General features: G+C 44.2%; 19 protein-coding genes. 9 read left to right on the top strand and 10 right to left on the bottom strand.

What is annotated here, in order from left to right:
• Nucleotides 1–540 (top strand): hypothetical protein (locus DW800_RS10025; RefSeq protein ID WP_119958024.1); only part of this gene is annotated, 540 nt, incomplete at its 5' end.
• A gap of 82 nt (nucleotides 541–622) precedes the next feature.
• On the opposite strand, the gene DW800_RS10020 is transcribed toward DW800_RS10025, so the two are convergent.
• From DW800_RS10020 to DW800_RS09980, 9 genes are all read right to left on the bottom strand, one after another.
• Nucleotides 623–1,588, bottom strand: coding sequence for a PCMD domain-containing protein (locus tag DW800_RS10020; RefSeq protein WP_035449192.1), 966 nt, complete (start codon nucleotides 1,586–1,588; stop codon nucleotides 623–625).
• A gap of 25 nt (nucleotides 1,589–1,613) precedes the next feature.
• Nucleotides 1,614–2,720, bottom strand: coding sequence for a sulfotransferase family protein (locus tag DW800_RS10015; protein WP_009036831.1), 1,107 nt, complete (start codon nucleotides 2,718–2,720; stop codon nucleotides 1,614–1,616).
• Between the two features lie 63 nt (nucleotides 2,721–2,783).
• On the bottom strand, nucleotides 2,784–4,256 hold the full coding sequence (gene cysN, locus DW800_RS10010; protein ID WP_035448035.1) for a sulfate adenylyltransferase subunit CysN: 1,473 nt from the start codon (nucleotides 4,254–4,256) through the stop codon (nucleotides 2,784–2,786).
• 40 nt (nucleotides 4,257–4,296) lie between these two features.
• Entirely contained in the window at nucleotides 4,297–5,208 is a 912-nt protein-coding gene (cysD, locus tag DW800_RS10005; RefSeq protein WP_005826557.1) for a sulfate adenylyltransferase subunit CysD, read from the bottom strand.
• Nucleotides 5,209–5,214: 6 nt separating this feature from the next.
• Nucleotides 5,215–5,820: an adenylyl-sulfate kinase gene (cysC, locus tag DW800_RS10000; protein WP_005836053.1), complete on the bottom strand. Its 606-nt coding sequence runs from the start codon at nucleotides 5,818–5,820 to the stop codon at nucleotides 5,215–5,217.
• 21 nt (nucleotides 5,821–5,841) lie between these two features.
• Nucleotides 5,842–7,395: an SLC13 family permease gene (locus tag DW800_RS09995; RefSeq protein WP_035448034.1), complete on the bottom strand. Its 1,554-nt coding sequence runs from the start codon at nucleotides 7,393–7,395 to the stop codon at nucleotides 5,842–5,844.
• A gap of 7 nt (nucleotides 7,396–7,402) precedes the next feature.
• Nucleotides 7,403–8,227 carry a 3'(2'),5'-bisphosphate nucleotidase CysQ gene (gene cysQ, locus DW800_RS09990; RefSeq protein ID WP_005826562.1) on the bottom strand — a complete coding sequence of 275 codons (825 nt, stop codon included), beginning with the start codon at nucleotides 8,225–8,227 and terminating at the stop codon, nucleotides 7,403–7,405.
• A 535-nt stretch (nucleotides 8,228–8,762) separates the two neighbouring features.
• Nucleotides 8,763–9,263 carry an SPOR domain-containing protein gene (locus DW800_RS09985; protein WP_005826564.1) on the bottom strand — a complete coding sequence of 167 codons (501 nt, stop codon included), beginning with the start codon at nucleotides 9,261–9,263 and terminating at the stop codon, nucleotides 8,763–8,765.
• 48 nt (nucleotides 9,264–9,311) lie between these two features.
• On the bottom strand, nucleotides 9,312–9,716 hold the full coding sequence (locus DW800_RS09980; RefSeq protein WP_172679974.1) for a lipocalin-like domain-containing protein: 405 nt from the start codon (nucleotides 9,714–9,716) through the stop codon (nucleotides 9,312–9,314).
• A gap of 174 nt (nucleotides 9,717–9,890) precedes the next feature.
• Between DW800_RS09980 and DW800_RS09975 the strand changes: the two genes are divergently transcribed.
• The 4 genes from DW800_RS09975 to DW800_RS09960 all read left to right on the top strand — a co-directional run bounded on the left by DW800_RS09975 (nucleotide 9,891) and on the right by DW800_RS09960 (nucleotide 12,117).
• Nucleotides 9,891–11,168, top strand: a complete 1,278-nt coding sequence (locus tag DW800_RS09975) for a DEAD/DEAH box helicase (RefSeq protein ID WP_117878058.1) — start codon at nucleotides 9,891–9,893, stop codon at nucleotides 11,166–11,168.
• A gap of 93 nt (nucleotides 11,169–11,261) precedes the next feature.
• A complete protein-coding gene (locus tag DW800_RS09970; protein ID WP_005826568.1) occupies nucleotides 11,262–11,471 on the top strand; it encodes a YtxH domain-containing protein in 210 nt (69 codons plus the stop codon).
• A 19-nt stretch (nucleotides 11,472–11,490) separates the two neighbouring features.
• Nucleotides 11,491–11,844 (top strand): phage holin family protein, encoded by a 354-nt coding sequence (locus DW800_RS09965; RefSeq protein WP_005826569.1) that lies wholly within the window; start codon nucleotides 11,491–11,493, stop codon nucleotides 11,842–11,844.
• Between the two features lie 12 nt (nucleotides 11,845–11,856).
• On the top strand, nucleotides 11,857–12,117 hold the full coding sequence (locus DW800_RS09960; protein ID WP_005826570.1) for a hypothetical protein: 261 nt from the start codon (nucleotides 11,857–11,859) through the stop codon (nucleotides 12,115–12,117).
• Nucleotides 12,118–12,191: 74 nt separating this feature from the next.
• On the opposite strand, the gene DW800_RS09955 is transcribed toward DW800_RS09960, so the two are convergent.
• Nucleotides 12,192–13,163: a type I phosphomannose isomerase catalytic subunit gene (locus tag DW800_RS09955; protein WP_005836045.1), complete on the bottom strand. Its 972-nt coding sequence runs from the start codon at nucleotides 13,161–13,163 to the stop codon at nucleotides 12,192–12,194.
• 198 nt (nucleotides 13,164–13,361) lie between these two features.
• Between DW800_RS09955 and DW800_RS09950 the strand changes: the two genes are divergently transcribed.
• From DW800_RS09950 to DW800_RS09930, 4 genes are all read left to right on the top strand, one after another.
• Nucleotides 13,362–14,459, top strand: coding sequence for an aldose epimerase family protein (locus DW800_RS09950; RefSeq protein WP_034528954.1), 1,098 nt, complete (start codon nucleotides 13,362–13,364; stop codon nucleotides 14,457–14,459).
• 42 nt (nucleotides 14,460–14,501) lie between these two features.
• A complete protein-coding gene (locus DW800_RS09945; RefSeq protein ID WP_005826573.1) occupies nucleotides 14,502–15,812 on the top strand; it encodes a sugar MFS transporter in 1,311 nt (436 codons plus the stop codon).
• Between the two features lie 49 nt (nucleotides 15,813–15,861).
• The gene (gene galK / locus DW800_RS09940) at nucleotides 15,862–17,016 is read left to right on the top strand and encodes a galactokinase (protein ID WP_005826576.1); all 1,155 of its coding nucleotides are present in this window, start codon (nucleotides 15,862–15,864) and stop codon (nucleotides 17,014–17,016) included.
• Nucleotides 17,017–17,282: 266 nt separating this feature from the next.
• Nucleotides 17,283–18,422 (top strand): aldose epimerase family protein, encoded by a 1,140-nt coding sequence (locus DW800_RS09930; RefSeq protein ID WP_009036829.1) that lies wholly within the window; start codon nucleotides 17,283–17,285, stop codon nucleotides 18,420–18,422.
• Nucleotides 18,423–18,426: the final 4 nt, after the last annotated feature.

Raw genomic sequence — 18,426 nt, 5'->3', positions numbered from 1 at the left:
ACTATCTTTCCCTTTCTGGAGATAGCCTACACGTGTACACTTTTCAAGGCGGAGGCGTTAGGATTGAAGCCATACGGGTACAGCGGATTCACGAACCAGGACCGTTACTTTTCCGCCCGTCTGCGTGTGTTGAAGGAGGGGCAGTTCTGGAAATACATGCCGGCTGTCGTGCTGGGGACGTCCGACCCGTTCACTTCCTCCGGAGGGGGGCAAGTCGGCACCACGGAAGGTAACGGATATTACAGCCGTTTCTACATTGCCGCCTCCAAGCATATACCCGTTGTGGGTAAAGAGGAGATTGGTGTCCATCTTTCCTACCTTTACAACAACCGCAAGGAGTACAAGCTGAATGGCTTTGCACTGGGTGACACCTACAATCCGTCCTTCCATCCGCAGCTGAGGGTGATAGCGGAATATGACTCCAAGGACTTTGCCTTGGGAGCCACCTATCTGTTGTTCAAGCATCTGCATGTGCAGGTGGAAATGCAGAGGATGAAATATTTCAGTGGAGGGCTAACATACAAAATTCATCTGAAATAAGAAATAAGAAGTAACCCAAAGTCTCAGTGACTCCATTAAAAAAGCAGCTAAAGTATGACATCCAACTTTAACTGCTTTTATTCTAATATACCAATTTTACATTGTCAATCCACAACGAATTACCGGGAGAACCTATGTAAGCACCGCCATGGCTGGAGGTAAACTGTAACAACAAATGAGTAGGCACATCATCTTCCGTTCCCCAGGCAACCTCCTTAATAGGTACGCTCTCTCCTTTACTATTAACTGCATAGCGTTCTTCAACCTGAAGACGCATCATGTGGGCCTTGTACGCAGGGTCACCGGTAATATCACCGTACATGATGGAATAAGTGGCATTATTATGCCAATCGGTAGTAGTATAATATCTTACGACCATCGTTCCTACGCGCTTGGCATAGATATTCCCCTTCTCATCTTCCCAACGCTTTTGCAGAAACAGATTCACTTCCGGGAAGTCCTTTCCTTCCACATCTGTGATACGGCTAAAGCCCGTTGCACGGATACGCTTCTCGCGGTCGGACATCTTTACTTTATAATCAAACTGTATGGCGATAGGTTTCTTTGTAAACGGTATGCCGGAATTCAGCATTTTCTGCGGATTTTTGGTTCCCTTGATAGGTTCGTGCACCTCACCCAGAAACATAGAGCCGGCAGCCAGCACCGTGATATCCACTATTCCAAAAACCTTCACACTCTCCATACGGGTGTCCATGCGGGCGCAGAAACCATCCCCTCTCTTTTCCGGGAAAACAGAAGTATTAGTTTTCGTGATACCGGCTACCCGGGCCATCACATTGGATGTCGCCCACGGCGAACCTCCCATATTCTTGTACGCCTTGCTTTCAGTGATAGTAGCAGCAGGCCCGATGGCATACACATTCTTCGTGGCACCGCCGATAATACCGGATTCCTTGATTTGGCGGTCAATCCATTGATCCATATTTCCGAAAGGAATCATCTCTACCTCGTGCTGCTGCGCAGAAACAGCTCCACAACAGAGCATGGCAGACAGCACTCCCAACATACGAATTTTCTTTTGAATCATTTCTCTCATTGATAATTGACAATCATTATAAATCGTACTTCCACTGTTCCAGTGCAAAATTCCAGTTATCCTGGACCAACTGCACTGTACGCTCATCATACTTGTATTTATTCTTCTTATATCCTTTCTTTCCACCTACATACTTCTCAATATCGACACGCGCCTCTACAAAGCCCGGAATGGACAAAGCCTTGTAGATATATTCAGTCATTCCCATTGCATCCGCTTCGAAGTCCTCAAACTTCACCTCTATCAAGTTTCCTTCAGGAATACATGCCTTGTCCGCTTCGTATTTATGATACAGTTTGGCATAAATGGACAAAATATTCTTCTCAAGCTCCTCATGACTGATATCCTGCAGTTTCAACGGCTGAATGGTGTTAGTAAAGAAACTACGTGTGCTTTCGAAAACAGTATAAGGATTACGCATCAGATAGATAAACTTGGCATTGGGGAACATCTTGACAAGCTCTTTCACACGTCCCGTATGAGGCGGATTCTTACTAAGAAACTGGGTTCCGTTCGTATTCCAAAGAGAAATCTTTATCAGTTTGACGAAAGTCTCCTCAAATACTTTCAGCTCTTTCTCTGTGATGTCATCAAACAGCAGGTATTTATCGGCATACTCTTGCTGATATTCGGGCAGGAACCAGAAATTATAATAGGTGTAGGGCATCATATTTGCCAAAGCAAACTCCTCTTCTTGCGGAAGGTCAACGGCAAGTTCCATATTGTCCGTGGGACGTTTGTCCGGCATCAACCAACTCATGTTCTTCTTGAAGAAAGGCTGCCCCCACATCATAAGATGTGGAAATACAGTCTGGTATGTCGTGTTGTAGCCGAAATGCTTGTCGCAGGAGAAAACATTATGCACAAACGTAGTCCCGCTACGCCAGTGTCCCAAAATGAATACCGGATCATGCTCCAAGGGCTTATCTGCCAGAAGCTTTTCATAGCGTCTGTCCTGCAGAGGAGCCAAAGTGGACAGCAAGCGGCAGACGGCTTTTGTCAGCCGATACTTGCCTTTGTAGGCAGCACCGATGTCACGACCGCCCGTTATATCCTTGAATGTTTTCCAATCCGCACCTACCAGGGTGTTTATCGGAAGCTTATTGAATTCTAACAATCCCATTATTATCTTTATATTAATATGTTATGGTTTTCTTCCGGTGATACCGAGAGAGAACTGCAATACTTATAAAGAAGTACTGCGCTCTATCCGTACAGCCACGCCCTGGCGTTCCAGCTCTTTCACAGCCTTTTCTATAGCTTCGTAATGTTCGGGAGCTATACCCAGCTTAGGCAAATTCAGTATAGGCAGGTCCTCAGCTAAGTGCATGTCCTTATCCTCCACCCTATCGATAATCATACCTACAGCACTGGTATTGTTGGTTATCGGGTCTATCAAGATAAACGAACCGGTAGCCTTATTCTTCTGATAAGGGTCAAAGAAAAGCTCTTTGGCAGTAGTCAGCACCACACGCGCAATTTGATTGAGCTGCATCGGCAATGTTTCCTTGCTCAACTTTCCGTTGTCAATGGAAAGATGCTCCATCGTATTGACATCCACCTTATACTTGATGCTGTCGATGCGGGTGCGGCTTATATTGGTGGTCTGTTTGATGAAGAATGATTTGTTGATATCCATCGGCTCTTCATCCATCCAAACCAGCATCGTTTCAAAATTGCGGTCCATGACGGGCAGGTTATCCGGATGTACCAGCATTTCCCCTCTCGACACATCTATTTCGTCCTCCAGAGTCAGGGTGACGGACTGGGGCGGAAAGGCGTAATCCAATTCGCCGTCGTATGTAACTATACTCTTGATATGCGACTTCTTACCGGAAGGCAATGCCATCACTTCATCTCCCTTACGAATAATACCCGAAGCCACCTTACCGCAAAAACCACGGAAATCGAGATTGGGGCGCAAGACGTATTGAACCGGGAAACGAAAATCCTTCAAATTATGGTCGTTGTCAATATGTACCGTCTCCAGAAAGTCAAGAAGTGAAATACCCTCATACCAAGGAGTACGTTCCGATTTCTCCACCACATTGTCGCCATCCAAAGCTGACAGCGGAATGCAGTTTACGTCAGGAATACCCAATGGAGCTATAAACTTCCGGTATTCATCGACTATCTCATTAAAACGTTCTTCGGAAAAATCCACCAGGTCCATCTTATTGACAGCAAGCACCACATGCTTGATGCCAAGCAACGACACCAGAAAAGTATGCCGGCGCGTCTGCGTAATGACACCCATACGTGCATCCACCAGAATAATTGCCAAGTTAGCTGTAGAGCCCCCGGTAATCATGTTGCGTGTGTACTGCTCGTGTCCCGGAGTATCGGCAATGATAAACTTACGATTGTTGGTCGAGAAGTAGCGGTATGCCACGTCGATGGTGATGCCTTGTTCGCGCTCCGCCTTCAAGCCGTCCAGCAAAAGGGCGTAGTCAATGTGGTCGCCGGCATTTCCCATGCGCTTGCTGTCGCGTTCCAGTGCGTCCAGCTGGTCCTCATATAGTTTCTTGCTGTCGAACAACAGACGGCCTATCAATGTGGATTTTCCGTCATCCACAGAACCGGCAGTCAGTAAGCGCAACAAGTCTTTCTGCTCATCCTTATCAAGAAAAGCCTTTATATCAAGTGTAGAATCGTTCATCCTTAATGATTTAATTTTTAATTCTTAATTTTTAATTCCTTTAGAAGTATCCCTCGCGCTTCTTCTGCTCCATGCTTGCGTCTTGGTCGAAGTCAATGACACGGGTCGTCCGTTCACTCTTGGTGGTGGTCATCATTTCCTCGACAATCTTCTCGATGGTATCGGCATCGCTTTCCACAGCACCGGTCAACGGCCAGCAACCCAGCGTACGGAAACGCACCATACGCATCTTTATCTGGTCGCGGTACTGTTCCGGCAAGCGGTCGTCATCCGCCATTATCAGATTTCCGTCAATCTCCACACAAGGACGTTCCTTGGCAAAATACAACGGCACAATAGGGATGTTTTCCAAACGTATATATTGCCAGATGTCCAGCTCCGTCCAATTACTTAACGGAAATACGCGGATACTCTCTCCTTTATGTACCCGGGCGTTATAAATATCCCACAATTCAGGACGCTGATTTTTGGGGTCCCATTGATGGAACTTGTCGCGGAAAGAGAAAATACGCTCTTTGGCGCGTGACTTCTCCTCGTCGCGGCGAGCGCCACCGAATGCCGCATCAAACTTATACTTATCCAATGCGTGGAGCAAAGCCTGCGTTTTCATCAAGTCCGTATGCACCTTGCTGCCATGCGTAAAAGGTCCGACACCTGCATTGAAAGCTTCCATATTGCTTTCCACTATCAGGTTCCAACCATACTTCTTGGCATACTCGTCACGGAACTGTATCATCTCCTTAAACTTCCACTTGGAATCGATGTGCATCAACGGGAACGGCACTTTGCCGGGAGCAAACGCCTTTTCGGCCAAGCGCACCATAACCGAAGAATCCTTGCCGATACTATACAGCATCACCGGATTTTCAAACTCCGCTGCCACTTCACGGATAATATGAATGGACTCTGCTTCGAGTTCCTTCAAATGGCTCAATTTATATTCTTCTTTCATTATATCTTATTTCTTCTGAATTCTTGGTAAAATGAGTTCCAACAGTTTATTGACCGATTCTTCCAGGCTGAGAACAGAGGTGTCCAACGTCAGAGCCGGATGAGCCGGCTCCTCAAAAGGCGCGGAAATACCAGTAAAATTCTTGATTTCTCCCTTACGTGCCTTGGCATAAAGTCCCTTCACGTCACGGCGTTCACACTCTTCAAGCGGGGTACTGACATAAACTTCCAGAAAATCGTCTTGTCCGATAATATCAGCCGCCATTTCACGAATATCGTTATTAGGACTGATAAAAGCCGCGATTGTTATAACACCCGTATCAAGAAAGAGTTTGGAAACTTCGGCTATACGCCGGATATTCTCCACACGGTCGGCCTCCGTAAAACCGAGGTTATTGTTGATGCCACTGCGGATGTTGTCACCATCCAGGATACGGCAAAGCAATCCTCTTTTATGAAGTTCGCGCTCCAAGGCAATGGCTATCGTACTTTTGCCGGAGCCGCTCAAGCCGGTAAACCAAACCATCACGCTGTGCTGCTTCAACAAGTCTTCTTTGTCTTTCCGCATCAGCATTTTGTCAAATATCGGATATATGTGGTTGTTTTCTTCCATATGTTATTATTTCTTCTTTTTTTAAAATGGCCAAATTAAAGGAATCAAGAAAATGGATATCAGGAAAGTAATGATATTCAAAGGTAACCCGATGCGTACAAAATCCGTGAACTTATAGTTACCGATACCTTGTACAATCAAATTAGTCTGATACCCTATAGGAGTGGAGAAGCTGGCAGAAGCCGCCATACAAATTACAACGAAGAAAGGCATCGGACTGACTCCCATCTGTGAAGAGATGGAAAGTGCCAACGGGAAAGCGAGTGCCGCGGCCGCATTGTTCGTAATCAGTTCTGTAAACAAGTTCGTTATGATAAACACAGCAGCCAGCAACACGTGGGGGCCATAATGATGGCTCATGCCTATAATGAAACGCGCCACAGCATCTGCCACTCCGGAATTCACCATCGCCTTGCTGATAGCAAAAGCACAAGCAATCGTTATCAGAATATCCCAAGATATATATTTGGTATACTTGCGGGCCGGAAATATCTTTGTCCAGGCCATAATGATAGTAGTAATGGAAACGAAGAAAAACATATCCAACTTGATTTCCGGAAAAGCTTCCTTGACAACCGGAAGTTCACCAACCGTTGCACCCACTATCATCAATATCAGCAAAGCCAAGGCAAACCAGCGCTTTCCCTTTCCGGGCACCGGTTCCGTATCCTTGCCATTGGCCAGCAACACGAACACCGAAGATTCCCCCCAGGTCTTTACAAAAGAGTCATCAGCCATCACCACCAGCGTATCCCCTTCGCGGAGATATTCATTTTCCAGATTTCCGACAATGCTCTGACCGCTACGCTTAATCTCCTTCACTTCGGCCCCATAATGCCGCTTGAAGTTAAAATCACCAAGTTTCTTGTTGATACCGGGAAAACGGGCGCCGAGTACAGCTTCCACCCGATGTAAATCTCCATGCTCCTCCGGTTCCTCATCTAGCTTTACCGCATCCGTACGAACATCCGGCAAAAGCCTTGAGGAAAAAGCGAACAGATAAAGGATGCCTGCAATCGCGACGAAAATGCCCACTTTACCCAACTCGAACATAGTAAAGCCTTCATATCCGGCTTCCAATATCATACCATGCACCACCAGATTGGTCGACGTCCCTATCAGGGTGCAGATTCCGCCAAGTATCGTCACATAAGAAAGGGGTATAAGGAACTTGGTAGCAGGCAATTTTACAGATTCGGCCCAACGCTTGATAATGGGAGCAAAGATAACAACCACCGGAGTATTGTTTAGAAAAGCTGAAATAAAAGCAATGGTGGGCAACATACGGAACTGCGCTTTAAAGACCGTAGTCTTACCTTGGGGAAGCAGCTTCTTGATTACTTGCCCCAAAGCACCCGATTGCCTGATGCCTTCACTGACCAAAAACAGCATGGCAACAGTCATCATCCCCTTATTACTGAACCCTTCCAGCATCTCCTTAGGAGTGAGGATACCTGCACACAAGAACAATACTACGACAGAAAAGAGCACCATGCCCGGACGCATTTTATCCAGAACCAAGGCAATCACCATGCCCAACAATGCCAGCAGCACAAACAATATCTCAAATGTCATAAAGTCGTTATTTTATTTCAGTATGCTTGGGTTCTACGATAAACCACGGATTCAGCAAATCCTCCTTATTATATTGCAAAGGTTCTTCCTTCCCCGCCTGATAAATTTCCATTCCGGCAGCACGTGCAATAGCATGCCCAGCCGCCGTATCCCATTCCATCGTAGGGGCAAAACGAGGATATACATCAGCCTTGCCTTCAGCTACCAGACAAATCTTGATGGAACTTCCACTTGATATAAGCTCAACTTCCGCATGGCTGCATTTCATTTTCTCGATATAATCTTCTGTCTCGGGCGTCAGATGCGAACGGGAAGCCACAATTACAAACCGTTCGTGCACGCTTGTTTCCGGCAGCCGAACAGCTTTCGCAAGCAGTTCATCCCACGACATTCCATCACGTGCAGTAATACCGGATAGCTTATAAGCACCCGAATCATGCACTCCAAAATAGAGCTCCTTTTTTACCGGCACATAAATGACTCCCATTACCGGTACTGAGTGATGCACCAAAGCTATATTCACTGTGAACTCACCGTTCCTCTTGATGAACTCCTTCGTACCGTCCAAAGGGTCTACAATCCATAAAGTTTCCCAACTCCGTCGTTCCGAAAAAGGCAAATGTTTGCCTTCCTCGCTTAGCAGAGGGAAAGGTGTATCAGCCAAAAAACGGCAGATAGTTTCATGAGCCTTACGGTCGGCAATAGTAAGAGGAGAATTATCCGCTTTTTTTTCTACCTGAAAATCCGATGCCGGATCATCGTAAATGGAAAGAATTTTCTCGCCAGCCTGCAAAGCGGCATCAATCGCATTCAGTATATATCGTCGTTCCATACTATATTCTTCTCAAAGATAAAGCACAAAATTAAAAACTTTTTCAGGTCTAAAAGTTTCCACCTCTTGTTTTATAACTTCTTTTAAACGAAAGAGAGAATATTATAAGCACTTTTCACAATCAGAAAAATCAATCCGGAGCAGAGAAATAGAGTGAAATATTCACGAAGGAAGAGGAACTAAAGAGACTGTGACAACATGAGTTTATCTGGGTCTTTTCTCAATTAGTCCGTTAGTTCACAGTACTGAACACTTTGTTTCAACCTTTAAAAACAAGTTGTTTCAGTATATAAAAACATTTTGTTTTTATGCGATAGAACGAGATGTTCTGTTAAGAGAAACAAAGTGTTCTCTTTAATGAAACAAACTGTTCTGTTAAAGGAAACACTTTGTTTTGCCAAACCAAACACGCGACAGCGCCAGCCTTCACATTCTTTCGGCATATCATGAAAAAGGCAGTAACTTCGCAGTTACTGCCTCATCTTGAAAGGAAACATACATTCCTTTCTGTTATGAATTACCAAAAAGAATTCTATTAATTGACGCTATACAGCAACCATGCCTTCTGGAAGTCATCATTCGAAGGATGTTTAGCTTTGAAAGAGTCGCGCAGATTCTCGGCGGATGCTCTGTCATCGAATGTACCGATAACTACACGATACAGGTTTCTTTCTGCATTGTAAACCACCATTGCAGTATAGCCTTCATTCACCAATGCCTGCTTCACACCTTCCGCATTAGCTTTCACGCTATAAGCTCCGCAAACTACACTAAAGGTTTTCAAGCTGGTACCACCTGATACCACAGTCACCTTTTCCTGACGCATGCCGGCAGGTGCACTTTCCACCACCTTTACTTCTACTGGAGCGGTAACCACTGGAGCCACCTCTTCAGCAGGGGCAGTTGTTTGCGGCTCAGCCAATTCCTGCTGTTTTGCCTTTTCATATGCTTTCTTATAAGCACTTTCACTTGATTTACAAGAAGAGAATGCCAGAGCTATGCATACTCCCATTCCCAATACGGCTAATTTTTTCATCTTTTCTATTGTTTTTATTAGTAAAATCGTCTATTCTTATTCTTTATCTCAAAATTTTCGAAAAATAGATTTCGTGCCCCCATATTCCAAACGCAATGAAGAGTAGGACAAATCTTCTACTTTAAAGGTACATTTTCCTTCCGGCCACCCGAAATAAGTATCATAATTTTTATCGTTAACGCTTTCAGGCAACAAAATAATGGAAATTTCAGCACCTTTCAAAGAATAATTTCCAAAAAACGTAGTCAACCCTCCATCTTTCAACAAACATATGGCAGAAAAACTTCCTTTTTGAAAATTATAAAATACACTGTCCACCTTCTCTGATGTACCGTCGGCATATTGGTACTGACGCAACTGCCACTTACCGGCCAAGTCACCCCCACCATTCATGCAAGCAGTCAAAGTACAAGCCATCAATACAATCCAAAGATATTTTAAATGCAATTTCATCATTTTTCCATGCCACTATCTAAATATGGAGCAAAAGTACACCATAACATGCGATTATACCTCAGCATCCTTAGTTAAATATAATTAAACCCCTCCATAAAAAGAGATTTCCCGGAAGACTTGACGTATATTTGCCAAATATAAACAGAGCATGAGGCTCACTTAATTGATTACATGACATTTGAAAATTTGAATTTGATAGAACCTATATTGAAGGCTCTTCAAGAAGAGGGGTATTCCACCCCTACCCCAATCCAGGAAAAATCGATCCCTATATTACTTCAAGGAAAAGACTTATTAGGATGTGCTCAAACCGGAACAGGCAAAACCGCCGCATTTTCCATCCCTATCTTGCAAAAGTTGTATAAAACGGATAACCGCAAAAGTATCAAAGCACTCATTCTGACGCCGACCCGCGAGTTGGCCATACAGATAGGAGAATGCTTCAGTGCATATGGTAAGTATACCGGATTGAGACATGCCGTCATCTTCGGCGGTGTAGGACAAAAGCCACAGACAGATGAACTGAAACGTGGAGTACAAATACTGGTTGCAACTCCCGGACGACTGCAAGACCTGGTCAACCAAGGTTTCATTAACCTAAAAGCGCTCGAGTTCTTCGTATTGGACGAAGCGGACCGGATGCTGGACATGGGATTCATACATGATATCCGGCGCATATTAAAGTTATTGCCCGCAAAACGACAGACCCTCTTCTTTTCGGCCACAATGCCTCCGGAAATAGAGACCTTGGCAAACTCCATGCTGACGCACCCCGAGAAAGTGGAAGTCACCCCTGCATCGTCTACGGTTGACACAATCTCCCAATCAGTCTATTTTGTTGAGAAAAAAGAGAAAAAAGACTTACTGATTCATCTGCTGAAGAATCCGGCTATCAAGTCCGTACTTATCTTCACCAGAACTAAATATGGAGCAGACAAACTTGCACGTACCCTTAGTAAGTCCGGAATAAGAGCCGAAGCCATACATGGAAACAAGTCGCAGAATGCCCGACAGCGAGCACTGACCGGCTTTAAGAACCATGAACTGCGTGTACTGATAGCAACCGATATTGCAGCACGAGGTATCGACGTGGACCAACTATCACACGTCATCAACTATGAGTTGCCCAACATTCCGGAAACATACGTGCACCGTATCGGACGAACCGGACGTGCCGGCCACGACGGTATTGCCCTCTCCTTTTGCGAATCGGAAGAACTGCCTTACCTGAAAGATATCCAAAAATTGATAGGGAAAAGTATCCCAGTAATAAAAGAACACCCTTTTGTCACCGCCGATGGTTTAAAAGCCCAGGAAATCAAGACTGAAGAAATCAAGGCCAAAACCAAGGAAAACAAAATCTATCGCGGGAGCCGTACGAATGGAGACTTTTGGAGAAGAAAAAAGCAAACCTCGCAAAACAACACCCCAAAAGGAGTTGGAAGATAAAGACAATCATAAAAAAACTGATATTCCGAACAAAGTTTCAAAAAAATTTGTTAGTTTTGTCGTACGAACCTCAAAAAAGAAAGGAATATCATTATGAAAGGATTAAATGTTTTAGCAGCTTTCCTGGGTGGCGCCGCAGTAGGTGCAGCCCTCGGTATCTTATTTGCTCCTGAAAAAGGAGAAGACACCCGTAACAAAATCGCAGAAATTCTCCGTAAGAAAGGGATTCGTCTGAACCGAAGCGAAATGGAAGACTTGGTAGATGAAATTGCTGCGGAAATCAAAGGTGAGGTAACGGAATAAGGTAAAAAACAGAACCACTATGTTTGCAGACGACAAAAGTATAGAAAATATGCAGCAGCTCTTCATTGAATTCAAGAAATACCTGGAGCTGCAAAAAGAATATACCAAACTGGAAGTCACCGAAAAACTATCCAAACTGCTTTCTACACTTTTATTGGTGCTATTGGTCGTCATACTCGGCGTAGTGGTTCTGTTTCATCTGTCGTTTACGCTGGTCTATATCTTAGCTCCGCTGGTAGGCGGGCTAATGATGAGTTTTGCACTTATCACGTGCTTCCATATCCTACTCATCGTTCTGCTTGTCCTATTCCGCAAAAAGCTCATTATTGATCCGACAGTAAAACTTATCGCAGAATTATTCTTAGACAATTAATTCGAAATATTCATGGATAATACGACCAATACGACTCCCGTCACTTTAGAAAGCATCGCCCAGAAAAAAGCCATGCTGCTACAAGAAATACGACTCCAGAAAGAAATCATGACTGGGCTTACACAAGAAATTTTTGCTCCGCTGGAACCAGCTACCAACAAGGCAAATGCCATGATGAGAGCATTCAACACGGGTATGGCTGTTTTTGACGGTATAGTATTGGGGGTAAAGGTAATGAAGAAATTCAGAAAAATATTTGGAAGAAAGAGATAGAATATCGGATAAAAAAAGAGGGGATGGCCATAACAGTCATCCCCTCTTTTTTATCCGATATAGTCTGAGCACTTTTATACGTACGTCTCAAGCAACTTCACTGCTCCTTCAGGCACAATCGTCACTTCTTGGGTTGCAGCTGGCAGCAGGATTGTTTCGCCCGCTTGTACGGAAACTTCATTCTTCTCATTATCAATAATACGGCAAGAACCCTCCACACAAATAAAGATAACAAAAGAATCCAGTTCAGAATAGTCACAAGTGATTTCTTCCGTCATATCATAGATGGAAGTCGTGAAATACGGGCTTGCCACCATTTCTACCGGTTCATTCTGCACCTGCTCGTACTCCGTACGAAAATCGTCCTGCACATCTGCAAAATTAATGGCATCAATGGCCTGGCTTGTATGCAGTTCTCTTGATTTACCATCCTTATCCTTACGATTGTAATCAAAAATACGGTAAGTGATATCCGACGTTTGCTGTATTTCTGCTACAAAAGCTCCCGCACCGATTCCATGTACCCGACCTGCAGGCACATAAAACACATCGCCCGGTTTAATGGCGCAAGTCTGCAGAACATCCGCAAACGTACCATTATACACTCGTTCCTTATATTCTTTCGGAGTAATCTGCTCTGCAAAACCGGAAATCAGCTTGGCACCCTGGTCAGCAGCAATAACATACCACATTTCATTTTTACCAAAACTGTTATGACGTTTCTTAGCCAACTCGTCACCCGGGTGTACCTGAATCGACAAGTCCAACTTGGCATCAATAAACTTTATCAATAAAGGAAACTTATTTCCGAAACGTGCATAGTTGGCTTCTCCTACCAGGTCTTCCTTATATTTTCTGACCATATCCGGCAGCGTCAATCCTTTGTCTGCACCATTGGCCACTATAGACTCACTGCCTTCTACTGCCGACACTTCCCAACTCTCGCCTACATTGGCAAGGGTATCATTCAAATGTTTGAATGGAATAATCTTGTCGCCTCCCCAAAGCGTCTGCTTCAGAATAGGCTCAAATTTTAGAGGATACATTCGTTGTTTTTATTAGAACTTTCTGTTAATGATGTGATTTTTTTAGATTCCGGGGGCAAACATACAAAAAATATCAATTTGTATTCCATTTGTTAAACGCTAAACTTTCCTAAAATGTTCTCCACATTTCCTTCCAATTACTTGGGGGAACAAAAGAATTTCTTTTTATTTGCAAGAAATTTAATTAATACCATGGATATGATAAACACTACTCCAACAGAAAGTAATTTGTCCGGTTTGAACCAAAAAGACTTTCAAAAGGATATAAATAACAAAAAGACAGATTTATTTATCCTGAAGAATGCCCAGGGAATGGAAGTTGCAGTTACTAATTACGGCTGTGCAATACTTTCCATCATGGTACCCGACAAAAATGGCAAATATGCCAATGTTGTATTAGGACACGACAGTATTGAACATGTAATCAACAGCCCGGAACCTTTTCTAAACACTACCATCGGACGCTACGGTAACCGGATAGCTAAAGGAAAGTTTACTTTATACGGCGAAGAGCACCAATTGGCAATCAACAATGGTCCCAACTCACTGCATGGTGGTCCGACTGGTTTTCATACCCGTGTATGGGATGCTGTCCAGCCAGAGCCATCAACAGTCATCTTCAACTACACATCCGCTGACGGCGAAGAGGGCTTCCCCGGAAATCTCGAAGTAGAAATGACTTATCGCCTGGAGGATGAGACCAATGCTCTGGTCATCGAATACCGGGCTACTACCGATAAAGCCACCATCGTCAATCTGACCAATCACGGTTTCTTCAATCTTGCCGGTATAGCCAATCCCTCCCCTACAGTCTTAAACAATATCGTTACCATCAACGCAGATTTTTATGTACCCATCGATGAAGTATCCATTCCTACCGGAGAGATATTGAAGGTAGAAGGTACTCCTATGGATTTCCGTACTCCCCATACTCTTGGTGAACGAATTGATGAGAAACATACACAAATTGTGAATGGCGCAGGATATGACCATTGCTATGTACTGAACAAGACTGAAAGTGGAGAGCTGAGCCTTGCAGCCACCTGCATAGAGCCCAACAGCGGGCGAACGATGGAAGTATATACCACTGAAAATGGCGTCCAGCTCTACACAGGAAACTGGCTCGGGGGCTTTGAAGGTGCCCATGGAGCCACTTTCCCTGCAAGAAGTGCAGTCTGCTTTGAGGCCCAGTGTTTTCCCGATACGCCCAACAAGTCCCATTTTCCGTCGGCAGTATTGCTACCGGGTGATGAGTACCAGCAAGTGACAATCTACAAGTTTGGTGTACAAGAATGAAATAACTAATCCAATTTATAAACTTATTAATTTTACAAAACCATGACACAACAAAAACAGAATGGTAAACTCATCGCAATTATCACGATGATCTTCCTTTTTGGTATGATTTCATTTGTTACCAACCTTGCTGCCCCTATGGGAATCGTACTGAAAAATCAGTTTTCAGTATCCAACGCTTTAGGGATGTTGGGTAACTTTGGTAACTTTATTGCATATGCAGTGATGGGAATACCAAGCGGCATCTTACTACAACGGGTAGGGTATAAAAAAACGGCATTGATAGCAGTAGCTGTAGGCTTTATCGGTGTAGGTATCCAATATTTATCCGGTCATTCAAGCCCTGATATGGCTTTTGCCGTATATTTGATTGGCGCTTTCATCGCCGGTTTCTCCATGTGTTTGCTTAATACGGTAGTCAACCCGATGCTGAACAAGCTCGGCGGCGAAGGTAACAAAGGAAACCAGCTTATCCAAGTGGGTGGTTCTTTCAACTCCGTAATGGCCACCATTACTCCGATGTTCGTAGGTATCCTGATTGCCGGTTCCATTGAAAAAGCTACTATCTCTCAGATATTCCCTGTAATGTACACAGCAATGGCTGTATTTGCCATCGCGTTCTTCGTTCTTTTGATTGTGCCCATACCGGAACCCAATGCTGCAACTTCAACAGAACCTATCGGTAAGTTGATGTCAGGCGCTTTAAAATTCCGCCACTTCATTTTGGGAGCTATAGCAATCTTTGTATATGTAGGTGTCGAAGTTGGTGTACCGGGTACTCTGAACTTGTTCTTGACCGATCCGATTGAAAAGGGAGGAGCAGGCATTTCTTCCACCATTTCCGGTTTTGTTGTAGGTACATATTGGTTCCTCATGCTGATTGGACGTCTGGCCGGCGCTTCATTGGGTGCAAAAATCTCCAGTAAGGCAATGCTTACCTTTACTTCCGCATTAGGCTTACTTTTGGTATTCCTTGCCATCTTCTCATCTACCGGTTCGCTTGTCAATCTGCCGGTACTCCAACAAAGTGCTACGGGAGGTCTCTCTTTCGGATTTGCAGAAGTACCTATCAACGCAATGTATCTGGTACTGGTAGGTCTGTGTACTTCCATCATGTGGGGTGGTATCTTTAATCTGGCCGTAGAAGGATTGGGTAAATATCTGGCAGCGGCTTCCGGTCTGTTCATGGTATTGGTATGCGGCGGCGGCATCTTGCCCGTTATCCAAGGTTTGGTGGCCGACATTGCAGGTTTCATGCCGAGTTACTGGGTTATCATCGCAGCCCTTGGCTATCTGTTGTTCTACGGTTTGGTAGGCTGCAAAAATGTCAATAAGGACATCAAGGTCGATTAACAAGAAAATATAGGTAATTTATTTATTCACCTTATAAAATATAAATATCATGGATATAGAATACGTAAGAAGCCGTTTCATCAAGCACTTTGACGGAACAACGGGAGCTGTTTATGCTTCTCCGGGTCGCATCAACCTTATCGGTGAGCATACAGACTATAACGGTGGTTTTGTATTCCCCGGAGCAATCGATAAGGGAATGATTGCAGAAATAAAGCCCAACGGCACAAACACAGTAAAAGCTTATTCCATCGACCTGAAAGATTATGTGGAATTTGGCTTGAATGAAGAAGATGCACCCCGCGCAAGCTGGGCAAGATATATCTTTGGCGTGTGCCGGGAAATGATGAAACGCGGTGTAGATGTAAAAGGTTTCAATACCGCTTTTGCAGGCGATGTGCCTCTGGGTGCAGGAATGTCCTCGTCAGCAGCTTTGGAAAGTACCTATGCCTATGCTTTGAACGACTTGTTCGGTGACAACAAGATAGACAAATTTGAATTGGCAAAAGTGGGACAATCTACAGAACACAACTATTGTGGCGTAAACTGTGGTATCATGGACCAATTTGCTTCTGTATTCGGAAAGAAAGGAAGCCTCATCCGCCTGGATTGCCGTTCACTGGAATATCAATATTTCCCATTCGACCCACAAGGCTATCGTCTGGTTCTTGTAGATTCTGTAGTGAAACACGAACTTGCATCTTCAGCATACAACAAACGTCGTCAAAGCTGCGAAGCTGCTGTTGCCGCTGTTCAGAAGAAGCATCCACACGTAGAATTCCTGCGTGACGTTACCATGGGCATGCTGGAAGAAGCCAAAGCCGACATCAGCGCAGAAGACTATATGCGTGCAGAATATGTCATCGAAGAGATTCAACGCGTACTCGACGTTTGCGACGCCCTGGAAAAAGGCGACTATGAAACTGTAGGCCAAAAGATGTATGAAACACATCATGGCATGAGTAAGTTGTACGAAGTAAGCTGCGAAGAACTCGATTTTCTGAATGACCTTGCATTCGATTGTGGAGTTACCGGCTCACGTGTCATGGGCGGTGGATTCGGTGGATGTACAATCAATCTGGTAAAGGATGAATTGTACAGCACATTCATCGAAAAAGCTAAAGATGAATTCAAGAAGAAGTTCGGCAGAAGCCCGAAAGTATATGATGTAGTCATCAGCGACGGTGCCCGCAGATTAGAATAATAGACATCAGTATTCAAATAAAAGGCGTTTCCCAGTAATGAGAAGCGCCTTTTTCTTCTCCCCTATTCCACCGTTTTCCACTCTAAAAACAAAATCATCCGAGAAGTTTATTCCGAACACATCTATCTGTACAGCCAGTTGGCACAGATATGTTTCTTGACACTTATGTTGCATAACATATGAAAGTGTACAGCCTACACTAAAGAAAAGTGTTACTTTTACACCCAAAGAAAGATAATCATCTCATTTACATTAAATACAAAACCATGAAAAGACATGTTCTACTTGCAGGAATTGCCGCAATGATGCTAACTGCGTGCAATCAAAAGACAGAAACAACGCTTACGCTGTCCGGTCTTGATCCAGTAAAATTCCAAACAACAGTCAATGACGCCCAGACACAGCTTTATACGCTGAAGAATAAAGCGGGCATGGAAGTATGCATCACAAACTTTGGGGGACGTATTGTATCCATTATGGTACCCGACAAAAATGGAGTTATGCAGGATGTAGTATTGGGCTTTGACAGCATTGCCGATTACATCAACATTCCAAGTGACTTTGGTGCTTCTATCGGACGCTACGCCAACCGGATTAACCAAGGGAAAATCGTTCTTGACGGAGATACTATACAGTTACCACAGAACAATTTCGGACATTGCCTGCACGGTGGCCCCAAAGGATGGCAATACCAAGTATACAGTGCCAATCCCATTGACAGCACAACTCTGGAGCTCACCCGCATTTCACCGGATGGAGACGAGAATTTCCCGGGTAATGTTACGGCAAAAGTACTTTTCAAGTTAACGGATGACAATGCCATTGATATAAAATACAGTGCAACAACAGACCAAAAGACGGTTATCAATATGACTAACCATTCTTATTTCAATTTATCAGGTGATCCTTCAAAGGCAGCAACAGACCACATCTTATACATCAATGCAGACAACTATACTCCGGTAGACAGTACTTTCATGACAACGGGTGACATCATCTCCGTCAAAGAAACACCAATGGACTTTACCACTCCCAAGAGTGTGGCACAAGACATCAACCGGACGGACTTTGAACAAATAAAGAACGGAAACGGATATGACCATAATTGGGTACTGAATACTAAAGGTGACCTATCCCAAGTGGCAGCCAAACTGACATCGCCTATAAGCGGCATCACCCTGGAAGTTTATACCAATGAGCCAGGCATACAAGTATATACCGGGAATTTCCTGGACGGCACCGTAAAAGGTAAAAAAGGCATTACTTACAACCAGCGCGCTTCCGTATGCCTCGAGACACAACATTATCCGGATAGTCCCAACAAAGCCCAATGGCCTTCTGTCGTACTGGAACCCGGACAAATTTACAACAGTGAATGTGTCTTCAAATTTTCCGTAGAAAAATAACAGT

The organism is Bacteroides sp. AM32-11AC, from assembly GCF_003603515.1.
Taxonomy (GTDB): domain Bacteria; phylum Bacteroidota; class Bacteroidia; order Bacteroidales; family Bacteroidaceae; genus Bacteroides; species Bacteroides uniformis.
Note: the sequence above shows the minus strand (reverse complement) of the source record. Positions and strands in the feature narration are given on the sequence as shown.

Bases quoted from the DNA above. Each gene is read 5' to 3' on its own strand.
- DW800_RS09980 (WP_172679974.1), bottom strand. From the start codon at position 9,716: ATGAAATTGCATTTAAAATATCTTTGGATTGTATTGATGGCTTGTACT.
- DW800_RS09950 (WP_034528954.1), top strand. From the start codon at position 13,362: ATGATAAACACTACTCCAACAGAAAGTAATTTGTCCGGTTTGAACCAA.
- DW800_RS09965 (WP_005826569.1), top strand. From the start codon at position 11,491: ATGTTTGCAGACGACAAAAGTATAGAAAATATGCAGCAGCTCTTCATT.
- DW800_RS09970 (WP_005826568.1), top strand. From the start codon at position 11,262: ATGAAAGGATTAAATGTTTTAGCAGCTTTCCTGGGTGGCGCCGCAGTA.
- DW800_RS09960 (WP_005826570.1), top strand. From the start codon at position 11,857: ATGGATAATACGACCAATACGACTCCCGTCACTTTAGAAAGCATCGCC.
- cysC (WP_005836053.1), bottom strand. From the start codon at position 5,820: ATGGAAGAAAACAACCACATATATCCGATATTTGACAAAATGCTGATG.
- DW800_RS09955 (WP_005836045.1), bottom strand. From the start codon at position 13,163: ATGTATCCTCTAAAATTTGAGCCTATTCTGAAGCAGACGCTTTGGGGA.
- cysQ (WP_005826562.1), bottom strand. From the start codon at position 8,227: ATGGAACGACGATATATACTGAATGCGATTGATGCCGCTTTGCAGGCT.
- DW800_RS09945 (WP_005826573.1), top strand. From the start codon at position 14,502: ATGACACAACAAAAACAGAATGGTAAACTCATCGCAATTATCACGATG.
- cysN (WP_035448035.1), bottom strand. From the start codon at position 4,256: ATGAACGATTCTACACTTGATATAAAGGCTTTTCTTGATAAGGATGAG.
- cysD (WP_005826557.1), bottom strand. From the start codon at position 5,208: ATGAAAGAAGAATATAAATTGAGCCATTTGAAGGAACTCGAAGCAGAG.
- galK (WP_005826576.1), top strand. From the start codon at position 15,862: ATGGATATAGAATACGTAAGAAGCCGTTTCATCAAGCACTTTGACGGA.
- DW800_RS09975 (WP_117878058.1), top strand. From the start codon at position 9,891: ATGACATTTGAAAATTTGAATTTGATAGAACCTATATTGAAGGCTCTT.
- DW800_RS09985 (WP_005826564.1), bottom strand. From the start codon at position 9,263: ATGAAAAAATTAGCCGTATTGGGAATGGGAGTATGCATAGCTCTGGCA.
- DW800_RS09995 (WP_035448034.1), bottom strand. From the start codon at position 7,395: ATGACATTTGAGATATTGTTTGTGCTGCTGGCATTGTTGGGCATGGTG.
- DW800_RS09930 (WP_009036829.1), top strand. From the start codon at position 17,283: ATGAAAAGACATGTTCTACTTGCAGGAATTGCCGCAATGATGCTAACT.
- DW800_RS10015 (WP_009036831.1), bottom strand. From the start codon at position 2,720: ATGGGATTGTTAGAATTCAATAAGCTTCCGATAAACACCCTGGTAGGT.
- DW800_RS10020 (WP_035449192.1), bottom strand. From the start codon at position 1,588: ATGATTCAAAAGAAAATTCGTATGTTGGGAGTGCTGTCTGCCATGCTC.